At 65.5% G+C, this 13,416-nt stretch carries 24 protein-coding genes; all 24 read right to left on the reverse strand.

Annotated features, from left to right (window positions below):
- Positions 1-67: 67 nt before the first annotated feature.
- Positions 68-556, reverse strand: a complete 489-nt coding sequence (gene rplQ, locus IE206_RS17370; protein WP_189963071.1) for a 50S ribosomal protein L17 — start codon at positions 554-556, stop codon at positions 68-70.
- A 145-nt stretch (positions 557-701) separates the two neighbouring features.
- On the reverse strand, positions 702-1,724 hold the full coding sequence (locus tag IE206_RS17375; RefSeq protein WP_010473911.1) for a DNA-directed RNA polymerase subunit alpha: 1,023 nt from the start codon (positions 1,722-1,724) through the stop codon (positions 702-704).
- A gap of 230 nt (positions 1,725-1,954) precedes the next feature.
- Positions 1,955-2,359: a 30S ribosomal protein S11 gene (gene rpsK / locus IE206_RS17380; protein WP_003956432.1), complete on the reverse strand. Its 405-nt coding sequence runs from the start codon at positions 2,357-2,359 to the stop codon at positions 1,955-1,957.
- Between the two features lie 69 nt (positions 2,360-2,428).
- The gene (gene rpsM, locus IE206_RS17385; protein WP_053727621.1) at positions 2,429-2,809 is read right to left on the reverse strand and encodes a 30S ribosomal protein S13; all 381 of its coding nucleotides are present in this window, start codon (positions 2,807-2,809) and stop codon (positions 2,429-2,431) included.
- 189 nt (positions 2,810-2,998) lie between these two features.
- A complete protein-coding gene (gene rpmJ, locus IE206_RS17390) occupies positions 2,999-3,112 on the reverse strand; it encodes a 50S ribosomal protein L36 (protein WP_003956441.1) in 114 nt (37 codons plus the stop codon).
- 59 nt (positions 3,113-3,171) lie between these two features.
- Positions 3,172-3,393, reverse strand: a complete 222-nt coding sequence (gene infA, locus IE206_RS17395) for a translation initiation factor IF-1 (protein WP_003956442.1) — start codon at positions 3,391-3,393, stop codon at positions 3,172-3,174.
- Between the two features lie 151 nt (positions 3,394-3,544).
- Positions 3,545-4,390, reverse strand: coding sequence for a type I methionyl aminopeptidase (gene map / locus IE206_RS17400; protein WP_189963072.1), 846 nt, complete (start codon positions 4,388-4,390; stop codon positions 3,545-3,547).
- Between the two features lie 265 nt (positions 4,391-4,655).
- On the reverse strand, positions 4,656-5,312 hold the full coding sequence (locus IE206_RS17405; RefSeq protein WP_189963073.1) for an adenylate kinase: 657 nt from the start codon (positions 5,310-5,312) through the stop codon (positions 4,656-4,658).
- Entirely contained in the window at positions 5,312-6,625 is a 1,314-nt protein-coding gene (gene secY / locus IE206_RS17410) for a preprotein translocase subunit SecY (RefSeq protein WP_189963074.1), read from the reverse strand. The genes IE206_RS17405 and secY overlap by 1 nt, the downstream gene beginning before the upstream one ends.
- Positions 6,626-6,860: 235 nt before the next feature.
- Positions 6,861-7,316, reverse strand: coding sequence for a 50S ribosomal protein L15 (gene rplO / locus IE206_RS17415; RefSeq protein ID WP_100578128.1), 456 nt, complete (start codon positions 7,314-7,316; stop codon positions 6,861-6,863).
- Position 7,317: 1 nt separating this feature from the next.
- Positions 7,318-7,500 carry a 50S ribosomal protein L30 gene (gene rpmD, locus IE206_RS17420; RefSeq protein WP_053682614.1) on the reverse strand — a complete coding sequence of 61 codons (183 nt, stop codon included), beginning with the start codon at positions 7,498-7,500 and terminating at the stop codon, positions 7,318-7,320.
- Positions 7,500-8,102 (reverse strand): 30S ribosomal protein S5, encoded by a 603-nt coding sequence (rpsE, locus tag IE206_RS17425; RefSeq protein WP_189963075.1) that lies wholly within the window; start codon positions 8,100-8,102, stop codon positions 7,500-7,502. The genes rpmD and rpsE overlap by 1 nt, the downstream gene beginning before the upstream one ends.
- Positions 8,103-8,148: 46 nt before the next feature.
- Positions 8,149-8,532, reverse strand: a complete 384-nt coding sequence (gene rplR, locus IE206_RS17430) for a 50S ribosomal protein L18 (RefSeq protein WP_189963076.1) — start codon at positions 8,530-8,532, stop codon at positions 8,149-8,151.
- 3 nt (positions 8,533-8,535) lie between these two features.
- The gene (rplF, locus tag IE206_RS17435) at positions 8,536-9,075 is read right to left on the reverse strand and encodes a 50S ribosomal protein L6 (protein WP_189963077.1); all 540 of its coding nucleotides are present in this window, start codon (positions 9,073-9,075) and stop codon (positions 8,536-8,538) included.
- Positions 9,076-9,096: 21 nt separating this feature from the next.
- A complete protein-coding gene (gene rpsH, locus IE206_RS17440) occupies positions 9,097-9,495 on the reverse strand; it encodes a 30S ribosomal protein S8 (RefSeq protein ID WP_003966947.1) in 399 nt (132 codons plus the stop codon).
- Between the two features lie 223 nt (positions 9,496-9,718).
- Positions 9,719-9,904: a type Z 30S ribosomal protein S14 gene (locus tag IE206_RS17445; RefSeq protein WP_003956452.1), complete on the reverse strand. Its 186-nt coding sequence runs from the start codon at positions 9,902-9,904 to the stop codon at positions 9,719-9,721.
- A gap of 5 nt (positions 9,905-9,909) precedes the next feature.
- A complete protein-coding gene (gene rplE / locus IE206_RS17450) occupies positions 9,910-10,467 on the reverse strand; it encodes a 50S ribosomal protein L5 (protein WP_053727613.1) in 558 nt (185 codons plus the stop codon).
- Positions 10,467-10,790 carry a 50S ribosomal protein L24 gene (gene rplX / locus IE206_RS17455; protein ID WP_053727612.1) on the reverse strand — a complete coding sequence of 108 codons (324 nt, stop codon included), beginning with the start codon at positions 10,788-10,790 and terminating at the stop codon, positions 10,467-10,469. Before rplX ends, rplE begins: the two co-directional genes overlap by 1 nt.
- Before the next feature lie 2 nt (positions 10,791-10,792).
- On the reverse strand, positions 10,793-11,161 hold the full coding sequence (gene rplN / locus IE206_RS17460; protein ID WP_053727611.1) for a 50S ribosomal protein L14: 369 nt from the start codon (positions 11,159-11,161) through the stop codon (positions 10,793-10,795).
- Positions 11,162-11,291: 130 nt separating this feature from the next.
- The gene (rpsQ, locus tag IE206_RS17465) at positions 11,292-11,576 is read right to left on the reverse strand and encodes a 30S ribosomal protein S17 (protein WP_100578124.1); all 285 of its coding nucleotides are present in this window, start codon (positions 11,574-11,576) and stop codon (positions 11,292-11,294) included.
- A complete protein-coding gene (rpmC, locus tag IE206_RS17470) occupies positions 11,576-11,800 on the reverse strand; it encodes a 50S ribosomal protein L29 (RefSeq protein WP_003966952.1) in 225 nt (74 codons plus the stop codon). The genes rpsQ and rpmC overlap by 1 nt, the downstream gene beginning before the upstream one ends.
- Complete coding sequence (gene rplP, locus IE206_RS17475) at positions 11,800-12,219, reverse strand: 50S ribosomal protein L16 (RefSeq protein ID WP_053727610.1); 420 nt, start codon at positions 12,217-12,219, stop codon at positions 11,800-11,802. Before rplP ends, rpmC begins: the two co-directional genes overlap by 1 nt.
- Before the next feature lie 5 nt (positions 12,220-12,224).
- Complete coding sequence (gene rpsC, locus IE206_RS17480; RefSeq protein WP_053727609.1) at positions 12,225-13,067, reverse strand: 30S ribosomal protein S3; 843 nt, start codon at positions 13,065-13,067, stop codon at positions 12,225-12,227.
- The gene (gene rplV, locus IE206_RS17485; RefSeq protein WP_004571827.1) at positions 13,067-13,414 is read right to left on the reverse strand and encodes a 50S ribosomal protein L22; all 348 of its coding nucleotides are present in this window, start codon (positions 13,412-13,414) and stop codon (positions 13,067-13,069) included. The genes rpsC and rplV overlap by 1 nt, the downstream gene beginning before the upstream one ends.
- Positions 13,415-13,416: the final 2 nt, after the last annotated feature.

Genomic DNA, 13,416 nt, shown 5'->3' on the forward strand with positions numbered 1-13,416 from the left:
GCATCCACACAGCAGAACGGGCCCGCCCCCCGAAGGGAACGGGCCCGTTCACCAGCCTTCAGAACGCTTACGCGTCCTTCGCCTCGTCGGCCGGCTTGGCGTCCTCGACGACCTCGGCCTCAGCAGCCTTGGCGTCGGACTCCTTGACGGCGCGCACGGTGGCGGCCTCGGCCTCGGCAACGGTCGCCTTCTTGGCGATCTCGCCCTCGACCAGCTCGATCACGGCCATCGGCGCGTTGTCACCACGACGGTTGCCGATCTTGGTGATACGGGTGTAACCACCCGGACGCTCCTCGTAGCGGGGCGCGATCTCGGTGAAGAGGGTGTGGACGATGCCCTTGTCGGTGATCGTCTGGAGCACCAGGCGACGGTTGTGGATGTCGCCCTTCTTCGCCTTGGTGATCAGGCGCTCGGCGACCGGACGCAGGCGGCGGGCCTTGGCCTCGGTCGTCGTGATGCGGCCGTGCTCGAAGAGCGACTTCGCCAGGTTGGCGAGAAGCAGACGCTCGTGCGCGGCGGAACCGCCGAGACGGGCACCCTTTGCGGGACGCGGCATGGTGTTTCTCCTAGTGATCTGCACCGGCCGTACGAGGTACCGATGTCAGTGTCCGAGCAGGCGGTTACCTGTCGGAGACCCGCGCCCCGTAAGGGGCGCGGGGAACTGCGCGACCAGCCGAAGCCGGTCCGCAGACGAAGACCGATCAGTACTGCTCGGTCTCCACGAAGCCGGCGTCGGCATCGTCGTCCGCGCCGAAGGCGTCGGCCGCGGCGGTCGGGTCGAAGCCGGGAGGCGAGTCCTTCAGCGCCAGGCCCATACCGGCCAGCTTCGCCTTGACCTCGTCGATCGACTTCGCACCGAAGTTGCGGATGTCGAGCAGGTCGGCCTCGGAGCGCGCCACGAGCTCACCCACGGAGTGGATGCCCTCACGCTTGAGGCAGTTGTACGAACGAACGGTGAGCTCGAGCTCCTCGATCGGCAGCGCCAGGTCGGCGGCAAGGGCGGCGTCCGTGGGGGACGGGCCCATGTCGATGCCCTCGGCGTCGATGTTGAGCTCGCGCGCCAGACCGAACAGCTCGACCAGGGTCTTACCGGCCGACGCCATGGCGTCACGGGGACGCATGGCCTGCTTGGTCTCGACGTCGACGATCAGCTTGTCGAAGTCGGTGCGCTGCTCGACACGGGTCGCCTCGACCTTGTACGTGACCTTGAGCACCGGGGAGTAGATGGAGTCGACCGGGATGCGGCCGATCTCCTGGCCCAGCTGCTTGTTCTGCACGGCGGAGACGTAGCCGCGACCGCGCTCGACGGTCAGCTCCATCTCCAGCTTGCCCTTGCCGTTCAGCGTGGCGAGCACCAGGTCGGGGTTGTGCACCTCGACACCGGCCGGCGGGGCGATGTCAGCAGCGGTGACCAGGCCGGGACCCTGCTTGCGCAGGTACATCACGACCGGCTCGTCGTGCTCCGAGGAGACGACCAGCTGCTTGATGTTCAGGATGAGGTCGGTGACGTCCTCCTTGACGCCCGGCACGGTGGTGAACTCGTGCAGGACACCGTCGATCCGGATGCTGGTGACAGCGGCACCGGGGATCGAGGAGAGGAGCGTACGACGCAGGGAGTTGCCGAGCGTGTAGCCGAAGCCCGGCTCCAGGGGCTCGATGACGAACCGCGAGCGGTACTCGTCAACAACCTCTTCGGTCAGCGAAGGGCGCTGAGCGATAAGCATGTGGAGTTCCTTCAGTCATGGGCACCCACTATTTGATGCCCTGCTGGGTTACTGCGTACTGCAAGGGTACGGGCGGCACGCCTCGAAGGAGCCGTACCGCCCAGAACCTCAGCTCAAACAGCCGTGCGTCAGACGCGGCGGCACTTGGGCGGACGGCAGCCGTACTGCGATGTCCCGGGGGATAACCCCCGGACCCCCAGCCGACTGCCGAGCCAGTGCCAAGCGGTGCGTCAGACGCGGCGGCGCTTGGGCGGACGGCAGCCGTTGTGCGGCGTCGGGGTGACGTCCTGGATCGAGCCGACCTCGAGGCCAGTGGCCTGGAGGGAGCGGATCGCGGTCTCGCGACCGGAGCCCGGGCCCTTGACGAAGACGTCAACCTTGCGCATGCCGTGCTCCTGCGCGCGGCGGGCGGCCGACTCGGCGGCCATCTGCGCGGCGAACGGAGTCGACTTGCGGGAGCCCTTGAAGCCGACGTGGCCGGCGGACGCCCAGGAGATCACGTTGCCCGAGGGGTCCGTGATCGAGACGATGGTGTTGTTGAACGTGCTCTTGATGTGCGCGTGGCCGTGAGCGACGTTCTTCTTTTCCTTGCGGCGCACCTTCTTGGCAGCGCCCTGACGACCCTTGGGGGGCATGTCTTACTCCAGATGGAGGGGAGGTGATCGGTCCTACAGCGAAGACCGCTGAAAAGCGTCCGCTGTGGACTACTTCTTGCCCGGCTTCTTCTTACCGGCGATGGCGCGACGCGGGCCCTTGCGGGTACGAGCGTTCGTGCTGGTGCGCTGACCGTGGACCGGCAGACCACGACGGTGGCGCAGACCCTGGTAGCAGCCGATCTCGACCTTGCGGCGGATGTCGGCGGCAACCTCACGGCGAAGGTCACCCTCGGTGCGGAGGTTGGCGTCCACGTACTCGCGGATCTTGACCAGGTCCTCTTCGGCCAGGTCACGAACGCGGGTGTTCGGGTTCACGCCGGTGGAGGCGAGGATCTCCTTGGACCGGGTGCGCCCGATACCGAAGACGTAGGTGAGTGCGATCTCCACACGCTTTTCGCGCGGGATGTCAACACCGGAAACGCGTGCCATTTACTGGCTCCAGTTGTTTTCGGGGGTCTTCCACAGCACCGCTCCCGACCGCCGTACTAGGTACGTTTCGGGTCCCCGGCCCCCGCCGGAGGTGTCACCAGCCGGGGAAACCGGCCAGGTGGATGCTGCGTATGTACGTTTTGCTCGCGTCGCGGGAAGAACTGCGAAATGCAGGTCGGTCGGCGTGCGTCAGCCCTGGCGCTGCTTGTGGCGCAGGTTGTCGCAGATGACCATGACCCGGCCGTGACGGCGGATCACCTTGCACTTGTCGCAGATCTTCTTGACGCTCGGCTTGACCTTCATGGGATGTCAGGTTCTCCGGGTCAGTGCCACCGCCGCTGGAACAGCGACGTGGGCAAGATCTACTTGTACCGGTAGACGATCCGGCCACGCGTCAGGTCGTAGGGAGAAAGCTCCACCACAACCCGGTCATCCGGGAGGATACGGATGTAGTGCATCCGCATCTTGCCGCTGATGTGCGCGAGGACCTTGTGACCGTTCTGGAGTTCCACCTTGAACATGGCGTTCGGGAGGGACTCGATCACGGTGCCCTCGATTTCGATGGCACCTTGCTTCTTGGCCACGCTTCGCCTTTCGAATCGGCTACCTTGATCGACTCCCGCAGCCGTGTGTGGACACACGGGTACACGAGAGCCGACGCATCAGTCTACGTCAGGGCACTCGAAAAGACGAATCAGATGAGTTTGCCCCACCGCAGAGATCGTTACGCCGCCCTCAGGCCAGCGGGTCCGGCGCAGTCGTCACGCCGTACTCCGCCAGCTTCGCCTTGCCACCGTCCGGCATCGTCAGGACCAGGGGGCCGTCCTCCGTCAGGGCGATGGAGTGCTCCCAGTGCGAGGACCAGGAACCATCCGTCGTGACGACCGTCCAGTCGTCCTCCAGGACCTCCGTGCGGGGGGTGCCGAGCGAGACCATCGGCTCGATCGCCAGGCAGAAGCCCGGGACCAGCTTCGGGTTGTGGCGGCCCAGCATGCGGCGCTTGTCGACGTAGTTCAGGAGGTGCGGGTCCATGTGCATCTCGGAGCCGATGCCGTGGCCCCCGTAGTCCTCGACGATCCCGTACTTACCGGTCGAGGGGCGCGGCTGGCGGCGGATGTACGACTCGATCGCGCGCGAGACGTCGAGGAGCCTGTTGCCCTTCTTCACCGCGGCGAGGCCGGCCCACATGGACTCCTCGGTCACCCGGGACAGCTCGATCAGCTCGGGCGCGTGCCCGGTACCGACGAACGCGGTGTACGCGGCGTCGCCGTGCCAGCCGTCGATGATCGCGCCGGCGTCGATGGAGATGATGTCGCCGTCCTTCAGGACGGTCTTGTCGTCGGGGATCCCGTGCACGACGACCTCGTTGACCGAGGTGCAGATCGTGGCGGGGAATCCGCCGTACCCCAGGAAGTTCGACTTGGCGCCGTGCTCGGCGATCACCTTGCGGGCGACCTCGTCCAGGTCCTTCGTCGTGGACCCGGGCACCGCGGCCTCGCGGGTGGCGGCGTGGATCGCGGCGACGACCAGCCCCGCCTCGCGCATCTTCGCGATCTGCTCGGGGGTCTTGATCTCCACCATGTGCGGCTCACGCCTTTCTGGACAGGTACGGGTCACCAACAACGATAAGGCTTCCGCGTCCGGTGCCGGATACGGGCGGCCCGGCCCGTCCGCCCCATGGCTTCGGCCTTCGGGTGCGGGCCGTGGTCGCTTCTCGCGCGGTTCCCCGCGCCCCTGGCAGCGTCGATGCCCTCCCAGGAGGCGACCACCGATCCGCACACGCGAAACGGCCGCGGCACCCCCCGTGAGGGGGCACCGCGGCCGTAGGCAGCGTTGGGTGCGAGAACTAGGCCGCGTCGCGGCGCAGCGCGTCCATCGCCTTGGCCGTGACCTTGTCGACCTTGCCGAGCGCGGAGATCGTGATGACCAGCCCCTGCGCACGGTAGTAGTCGATGATCGGTTCGGTCTCGCTGTGGTAGACCTCGAGCCGCTTGCGCACGGTGTCCTCGGTGTCGTCACCGCGCTGGTACAGCTCGCCGCCGCACTTGTCGCAGACGCCGTCCTGCTTCGGGGCGTTGTACGCCACGTGGAAGACGTGTGCGCTGTCGTTGCGGCAGATGCGCCGGCCGGCGATGCGCTTGACGACCTCGTCCTCGGGGACTTCCAGGTCGAGCACGGCGTCCAGCTTCACGCCGTCCGCCTTCAGCACCTCGTCCAGCGCCTCGGCCTGCACCACGTTGCGCGGGAAGCCGTCGAGCAGGAAGCCGTTCTCGGCGTCCGGCGCTTCCATGCGGTCCTTGGCCATCCCGATGGTGACCTCGTCCGGTACCAGGTTGCCGGCGTCCATGTACGCCTTGGCCTGCTTGCCGAGGTCCGTGCCCTGGCTGATGTTGGCACGGAAGAGGTCGCCCGTGGAGATGTGCGGGATCGCCAGGTTCTGGGCAAGGAACGCGGCCTGCGTTCCCTTGCCTGCACCGGGCGGTCCGACGAGGACGATTCGCATCAGCGGAGGAACCCTTCGTAATTGCGCTGCTGAAGCTGGCTCTCGATCTGCTTAACGGTTTCCAGACCCACACCCACGATGATGAGGATGCTCGTCCCGCCGAGCGGGAAGCTCTGGACACCGCCGAAGATGATCAACGCCATTGTCGGTACGAGCGCGATCAGCCCCAGATACAGCGACCCCGGCCAGGTGATCCGGTTGAGTACGTAGCTCAGGTACTCAGCGGTCGGTCGGCCAGCCCGGATGCCCGGGATGAAGCCACCATACTTCTTCATGTTGTCGGCGACTTCCTCGGGGTTGAACGAGATCGCCACATAGAAGAAGGCGAAGAACACGATCAACAGGAAGTAGCTGACGATGTAGTAAGGATGGTCGCCCTTGGTCAAGTTGTCCTTGATCCAGGTGGCCCAGCCCGCCGTCGAGTTCGAGAACTGGACGATCAGCGCCGGAATGTAGAGCAGCGACGAGGCGAAGATGACCGGGATCACACCGGCCTGATTGACCTTCAGCGGGATGTACGTGGAGGTTCCGCCGTACGACCTGCGGCCGATCATGCGCTTCGCGTACTGCACGGGAATGCGCCGCTGGGCCTGTTCGACGAAGACCACGAGCCCGACCATGACCAGACCGACGAGCACCACGGTGCCGAACTCGATCCAGCCACCGGCGAGGTGGCCCTGCTTCTTGATGGCCCACAGGGAGCCCGGGAAGCTGGAGGCGATCGAGATGAACATCAGGATGGACATGCCGTTGCCGATGCCGCGGTCGGTGATGATCTCACCGAGCCACATGACGCAGGCGGTGCCGGCGGTCATCGTGATGACCATCGTGATGGTGGTGAAGATCGACCGGTTCGGGATGATCTCGGTGGCGACCTGGCAGCCGTTGAAGAGCGCGCCGTTGCGGGCGGTGGCCACGAGGCCGGTGCCCTGGAGGATCGCCAGCGCGACGGTCAGGTAACGCGTGTACTGCGTGATCTTCGCCGTACCCGCCTGACCCTCCTTCTTCAGGGCTTCCAGGCGTGGGATCACCACGGTCAGCAGCTGCAGGATGATGCTCGCCGTGATGTACGGCATGATGCCGAGCGCGAAGATCGTGATCTGCAGCAGCGCACCGCCGCTGAACATGTTGACCAGGCTGAACAGACCGCTGTTCTGCTGGGCCTGGTCCACACAGGTCTGTACGTTCTTGTAGCTCACCCCGGGCATGGGCACATGCGTACCGAGCCGGTAGATCACGATGATGCCGAGTGTGAAGAGCAGCTTCTTGCGCAGGTCAGGCGTCTTGAACGCCTGGGCGAACGCGGTGAGCACGGTGCCTCCTGCGACCCCCGCGCAAGTGCGTCAGGGTGACGGTCTTGAGGATCGACGAATAAGGATTGAAGTCTTGATCTGCCAAAAATCCGTACTGTAGCCGTCCAGGCACACAGCACGGAACTTAGACAGTGCACGCCACCTTACCGGCGACTATGCCCCCCTAGGAACGACCAACCGGGGATGCCCCATTTGAGAGGCATCCCCGGTCGGATGTTCAAGCCATCAAGCTGTCTCAGACGAGCTCGGTGACGGTGCCGCCGGCAGCGGCAATCTTCTCCTTGGCGGAGCCGGAGACGGCGTCGACCGTCACCTGCAGCGCCACGGAGATCTCGCCCTGGCCCAGGACCTTGACGAGGCTGTTCTTGCGCACCGCGCCCTTGGCGACCAGGTCGGCCACCGTGACCTCTCCACCCTCGGGGTAGAGAGCGCCGAGCTTGTCCAGGTTCACGACCTGGTACTCGGTGCGGAACGGGTTCTTGAAGCCCTTGAGCTTCGGGAGACGCATGTGGAGGGGCATCTGGCCACCCTCGAAGCGCTCCGGAACCTGGTAGCGGGCCTTCGTACCCTTGGTACCACGACCTGCGGTCTTACCCTTGGACGCCTCACCACGACCCACGCGGGTCTTGGCGGTCTTCGCGCCCGGGGCAGGACGGAGGTTATGGGCCTTCAGCGGGCTGTTCTCACCCATGTCAGTCAACCTCCTCAACCGTCACGAGGTGGCGGACGGTCTGCACCATGCCGCGGAACTCGGGGCGGTCCTCCTTGACAACCACGTCGTTCAGGCGCTTGAGCCCGAGCGAACGCAGGGTGTCGCGGTGGTTCTGCTTGCTGCCGATGTACGACTTCGTCTGCGTGATCTTGAGACGGGCCATTACGCACCCGCTCCCGCACGCGCACGAAGCAGAGCCGCGGGGGCAACGGCCTCGAGGGGCAGACCACGGCGAGCCGCGATCTCCTCGGGACGCTGCAGGCCCTTGAGGGCCTCCACGGTCGCGTGCACGATGTTGATCGCGTTGTCGGAGCCGAGCGACTTCGACAGGATGTCGTGAACGCCGGCGCACTCGAGCACCGCACGCACCGGGCCACCGGCGATAACACCGGTACCGGGGGAAGCAGGCTTCAGCAGGACAACGCCGGCCGCCTTCTCGCCCTGGATCGGGTGCGGGATGGTGCCCTGGATGCGGGGAACCTTGAAGAAGTTCTTCTTGGCTTCCTCGACGCCCTTGGCGATGGCCGCGGGAACTTCCTTGGCCTTGCCGTAACCGACACCTACGGTGCCGTCACCGTCGCCCACCACGACCAGCGCGGTGAAGCTGAAGCGGCGACCACCCTTGACAACCTTGGCAACGCGGTTGATCGCGACAACGCGCTCAACGTAAGCGGTCTTCTCGGCGGCAGCGCCACCGTCGCGACCCTTCCGGTCCCGCCGCTCGCCGCCACCGGCACCGCTTCCGCGGCGCTGGGGTCCAGCCATTGGATTTACCTCTCTCTGTTACGTCCGTTAGTCCCGGAACCGGGGCTTAGAACTTCAGCCCGGCTTCGCGGGCGGCGTCAGCCAGAGCGGCAATGCGCCCGGCGTACCTGTTGCCACCACGGTCGAACACGACGGTCTCGACGCCGGCGGCCTTGGCGCGCTCAGCGACCAGGGCACCGACCTGCTTGGCCTGCGCGGACTTGTCGCCCTCGCCACCGCGGATCGAAGCGTCCAGAGTCGACGCCGACGCCAGGGTGTGACCCTTGAGGTCGTCGATGACCTGAGCGGTGATACCGCGGTTGGAACGCGTCACGACGAGGCGCGGACGCTCCGCCGTACCCGACACGTGCTTGCGGATGCGGACGTGGCGACGTGCCTTCGCGGCACGCTTGTAAGCGTCGCCCTTGGCGATCTTCACACCGTATGCCATGGCTTACTTACCAGCCTTTCCGACCTTGCGGCGGATGACCTCGCCGGCGTACTTGACACCCTTGGCCTTGTACGGGTCGGGCTTCCGCAGCTTGCGGATGTTGGCGGCGACCTCGCCGACCTTCTGCTTGTCGATGCCCTCGACCGAGAACTTCGTGGGCGACTCGACCTTGAAGGTGATGCCTTCGGGGGCCTCGACGGTGATCGAGTGGCTGTATCCCAGCGCGAACTCCAGGTTGGAGCCCTTCGCCTGGACGCGGTAACCGACACCGCTGATCTCGAGCGCCTTGGTGTATCCCTGGGTCACACCGGTGATCATGTTGGCCACCAGCGTGCGGGACAGGCCGTGCAGGGCCTTGTTCTGACGCTCGTCGTTGGGGCGGGTGACGTTCAGAACGCCGTCCTCACCCTTCACGATCTCGATGGGAGCCGCCACGGCGTGCGTGAGGGAACCCTTGGGGCCCTTCACGTGAACCGTACGGCCATCGATGGTGACGTCCACACCGGCGGGAACCTGGATGGGGAGCTTGCCGATTCGCGACATTAGCTTTTCCTCCGTTCCCGACTACCAGACGTAGGCGAGGACTTCCCCACCTACGCCCTTCTTGCCTGCCTGCTGACCGGTGAGCAGACCGTGCGACGTGGAGATGATCGCCACGCCCAGGCCGCCGAGCACCTTCGGCAGGTTGGTGGACTTCGCGTACACACGCAGACCGGGCTTCGAGATCCGCTTGATGCCCGCGATGGAGCGCTCACGGTTCGGCCCGAACTTCAGCTCGAGGACGAGGTTCTTGCCGACTTCGGCGTCCTCGACCTTCCAGCCAGTGATGAAGCCCTCCTGCTGGAGGATCTCCGCGATGTGCGACTTGATCTTGCTGTGCGGCATCACGACGGAGTCGTGGTACGCCGAGTTAGCGTTGCGCAGACGAGTGAGCATGTCTGCGATCGGGTCAGTCATGGTCATGAATCGGCCTTCGGCCTCTCTCGCCGCGGTTTCCTGTATGCGCCATCCCTCTCCCCACTCAGTGGCGGGACGGGTGCGGTGCGGGGACCTACGGCGTAGTAAGTCGTTATGGGCGGCGGACGCCCAACCCCACAAGCCTACGGCATATGGAGGAGGGCATCCGCCGACCAGATACTTACCGAGAGCGTCCGGAAATTCCCAAGTCCCAAAGGACAGAGGGGAATTACCAGGAGCTCTTGGTCACGCCCGGCAGCTCGCCACGGTGAGCCATCTCACGAAGGCACACGCGGCACAGGCCGAACTTGCGGTACACGGAGTGGGGACGACCGCAGCGCTGGCAGCGGGTGTACGCACGCACACCGAACTTGGGCTTGCGGGCAGCCTTCGCGATGAGAGCCTTCTTCGCCATCTCGCTTACGCCTCCTTGAAGGGGAAGCCGAGGTGACGAAGGAGCGCACGGCCCTCGTCGTCGTTGGTCGCCGTGGTGACCACGGTGATGTCCATACCCCGGGTACGGTCGATCTTGTCCTGGTCGATCTCGTGGAACATGACCTGCTCGGTGAGACCGAAGGTGTAGTTGCCACGGCCGTCGAACTGCTTCGGCGACAGACCACGGAAGTCACGGATACGCGGCAGCGCGAGCGACAGCGTACGGTCCAGGAACTCCCACATGCGGTCACCACGGAGGGTGACGTGGCAGCCGATCGGCTGACCCTCACGCAGCTTGAACTGCGCGATGGACTTGCGGGCCTTGGTGACGGCCGGCTTCTGGCCGGTGATCGTGGTGAGGTCGCGAACCGCGCCATCCATCAGCTTGGAGTCGCGGGCGGCGTCGCCCACACCCATGTTGACCACGATCTTCACGAGGCCGGGAACCTGCATGACGTTCTCGTACGAGAACTCCTCACGCAGCTTGCCCGCGATCTCCTCGCGGTACTTCGTCTTGAGACGCGGAGTGGTGGTGGTAGCCATCAGATGTCCTCACCCGTCCGCTTGGCAACGCGGATCTTGTTGCCCTCGTCGTCGAAGCGGAAACCGACGCGGGTAACGACCTTGTTGCCGTCCTTCTCCACGACGAGCTGAACGTTGCTCACGTGGATCGGGGCCTCGGTCGTCACAATGCCACCGGTCTGCGAACCGCGAGCGGTCTGGCCGGCCTTGGTGTGCTTCTTGACCCGGTTGACACCCTCGACCAGGACGCGGTCCTCGCGGGGGAAGGCCGCGATGACCTTGCCCTGCTTGCCCTTGTCCTTACCGGTGATGACCTGAACCAGGTCGCCCTTCTTGATCTTCATGCTTACAGCACCTCCGGCGCGAGCGAGATGATCTTCATGAACTTCTTCTCGCGCAGCTCCCGGCCCACCGGGCCGAAGATGCGGGTGCCGCGGGGGTCGCCATCGTTCTTGAGGATGACGGCCGCGTTCTCGTCGAAGCGGATGTACGAGCCGTCCTGACGACGACGCTCCTTGACGGTGCGCACGACGACAGCCTTGACGACGTCGCCCTTCTTCACGTTGCCACCGGGGATCGCGTCCTTGACGGTGGCGACGATGACGTCACCGATACCCGCGTAGCGGCGACCGGAGCCACCGAGCACACGGATGCAAAGGATTTCCTTCGCACCAGTGTTGTCGGCGACACGCAGTCGCGACTCCTGCTGGATCACGTCTATCTCCTGATCGTCTGCCGGTTCCCGGCCGGGGCTGGACATATCCAGCCCCGGCCGAGCCTGGCGGAACTAACCCGAGGGAAAACCCCTCGGACTGTCTGTATGGAATTCGCTTGCGCGAATTGCCTTACTTGGCCTTCTCGAGGATCTCGACGATGCGCCAGCGCTTGCTCGCCGACAGCGGACGCGTCTCCATGATGAGGACGCGGTCGCCGACGCCGGCAGCGTTCTGCTCGTCGTGCGCCTTGAGCTTGTTCGTACGGCGGATGACCTTGCCGTACAGCGCGTGCTTCACACGGTCCTCGACAGCGACGACGACGGTCTTGTCCATCTTGTCGCTGACGACCAGACCCTCACGGGTCTTGCGGAAACCGCGCGCTTCAGTCGTCTCAGTCACATTCTTCTCGCTCATCAGGCGCTCTCCACCGTCTCGATGCCCAGCTCGCGCTCGCGCATCAGGGTGTAGATCCGGGCGATGTCCTTACGGACGGACTTGAGCCGACCGTGGTTCTCGAGCTGGCCCGTCGCCGCCTGGAAGCGGAGGTTGAACAGCTCTTCCTTGGCTTCGCGGAGCTTGTTGAGAAGCTCCTCGTCGCCCAGCTCGCGCAGTTCGGACGCCTTGGTTCCGGCCGACATCACGCCTCACCTGCCTCGCGCCGGACGATGCGGCACTTCATCGGGAGCTTGTGAGCAGCTCGGGTGAGCGCCTCACGAGCAATCTTCTCGTTCGGGTAGGACAGCTCGAACATCACCCGGCCCGGGTGAACGTTCGCGACCCACCACTCCGGAGAACCCTTACCGGAACCCATGCGGGTCTCGGCAGGCTTCTTCGTCAGCGGGCGGTCCGGGTAGATGTTGATCCAGACCTTGCCGCCACGCTTGATGTGGCGGGTCATCGCGATACGAGCCGCCTCGATCTGGCGGTTGGTCACGTACGCCGGCGTGAGGGCCTGAATGCCGTACTCGCCGAACGCAACCGTCGTACCACCCTTGGCCATACCGCGGCGCTTGGGGTGGTGCTGCTTGCGGTGCTTGACCCTACGGGGGATCAGCATTTCGGTCAGGCCTCCGTTCCGGTGCTCTCAGCCGGAGCGGCGGCGGCGGGAGCCTCGGCCTTGGGGGCCTCGGCAGCCGGCGCAGCCTGCTGCGGCTTGCGGCCGCGACCGCCACGCTCGCCGCCACGGCCACCGCGGCCACCGGCCGGACGGTCGTTGGCGCCACCACGGGCCGGGCGGTTACCCGCACGGGCCGCTGCGTTCTCGGCGCGAACCTCGGCGATGTTCTTGACGTCGCCCTTGTAGATCCAGACCTTCACGCCGATGCGGCCGAAGGTCGTCTTGGCCTCGAAGAAGCCGTAGTCGATGTTCGCGCGCAGGGTGTGCAGCGGCACACGGCCTTCGCGGTAGAACTCCGAGCGGGACATCTCGGCGCCACCGAGACGGCCACCGCACTGGATCTTGATGCCCTTGGCGCCGGCCTTCATCGTGCCCTGCATGCTCTTGCGCATGGCACGACGGAAGGAGACGCGGGAGGAGAGCTGCTCGGCAACGGCCTGAGCAACCAGCTGAGCGTCCATCTCGGGGTTCTTGACCTCGAGGATGTTCAGCTGGACCTGCTTGCCCGTGAGCTTCTCGAGGTCGCCGCGGATGCGGTCGGCCTCGGCGCCACGGCGGCCGATGACGATGCCGGGACGCGCGGTGTGGATGTCCACCCGCACGCGGTCACGGGTGCGCTCGATCTCAACCTTCGAGATGCCGGCGCGCTCCATGCCGGACGTCATCATCCGACGGATGGCGACGTCTTCCTTGACGTAGTCCTTGTACAGCTTGTCGGCGTACCAACGCGACTTGAAGTCGGTGGTAATGCCGAGTCGGAACCCGTGCGGGTTTACCTTCTGGCCCATTACCGGGTTCCTTCCTTGCTGCTGACGACCACGGTGATGTGGCTGGTCCGCTTACGGATCCGGTAGGCACGGCCCTGGGCACGCGGACGGAACCGCTTCAGGGTCGGGCCCTCGTCCACGTACGCCTCGCTGATGACCAGCGAAGAGGCGTCGGTGTGGTCGTAGTTGTGCGCGGCGTTGGCAATGGCGCTGTCCAGCACCTTGCCGACCGGCACGCTCGCGGCCTGCGGGGCGAAACGCAGGACCGCCTGAGCCTCCGTGGCATCCATGCCACGGATAAGGTCCACCACGCGGCGGGCCTTCATGGGCGTGACGCGGATGTACCGCGCCTGGGCCCTGGCTTCCATGG

This window comes from Streptomyces violascens (genome assembly GCF_014649955.1).
GTDB classification, from domain to species: domain Bacteria; phylum Actinomycetota; class Actinomycetes; order Streptomycetales; family Streptomycetaceae; genus Streptomyces; species Streptomyces violascens.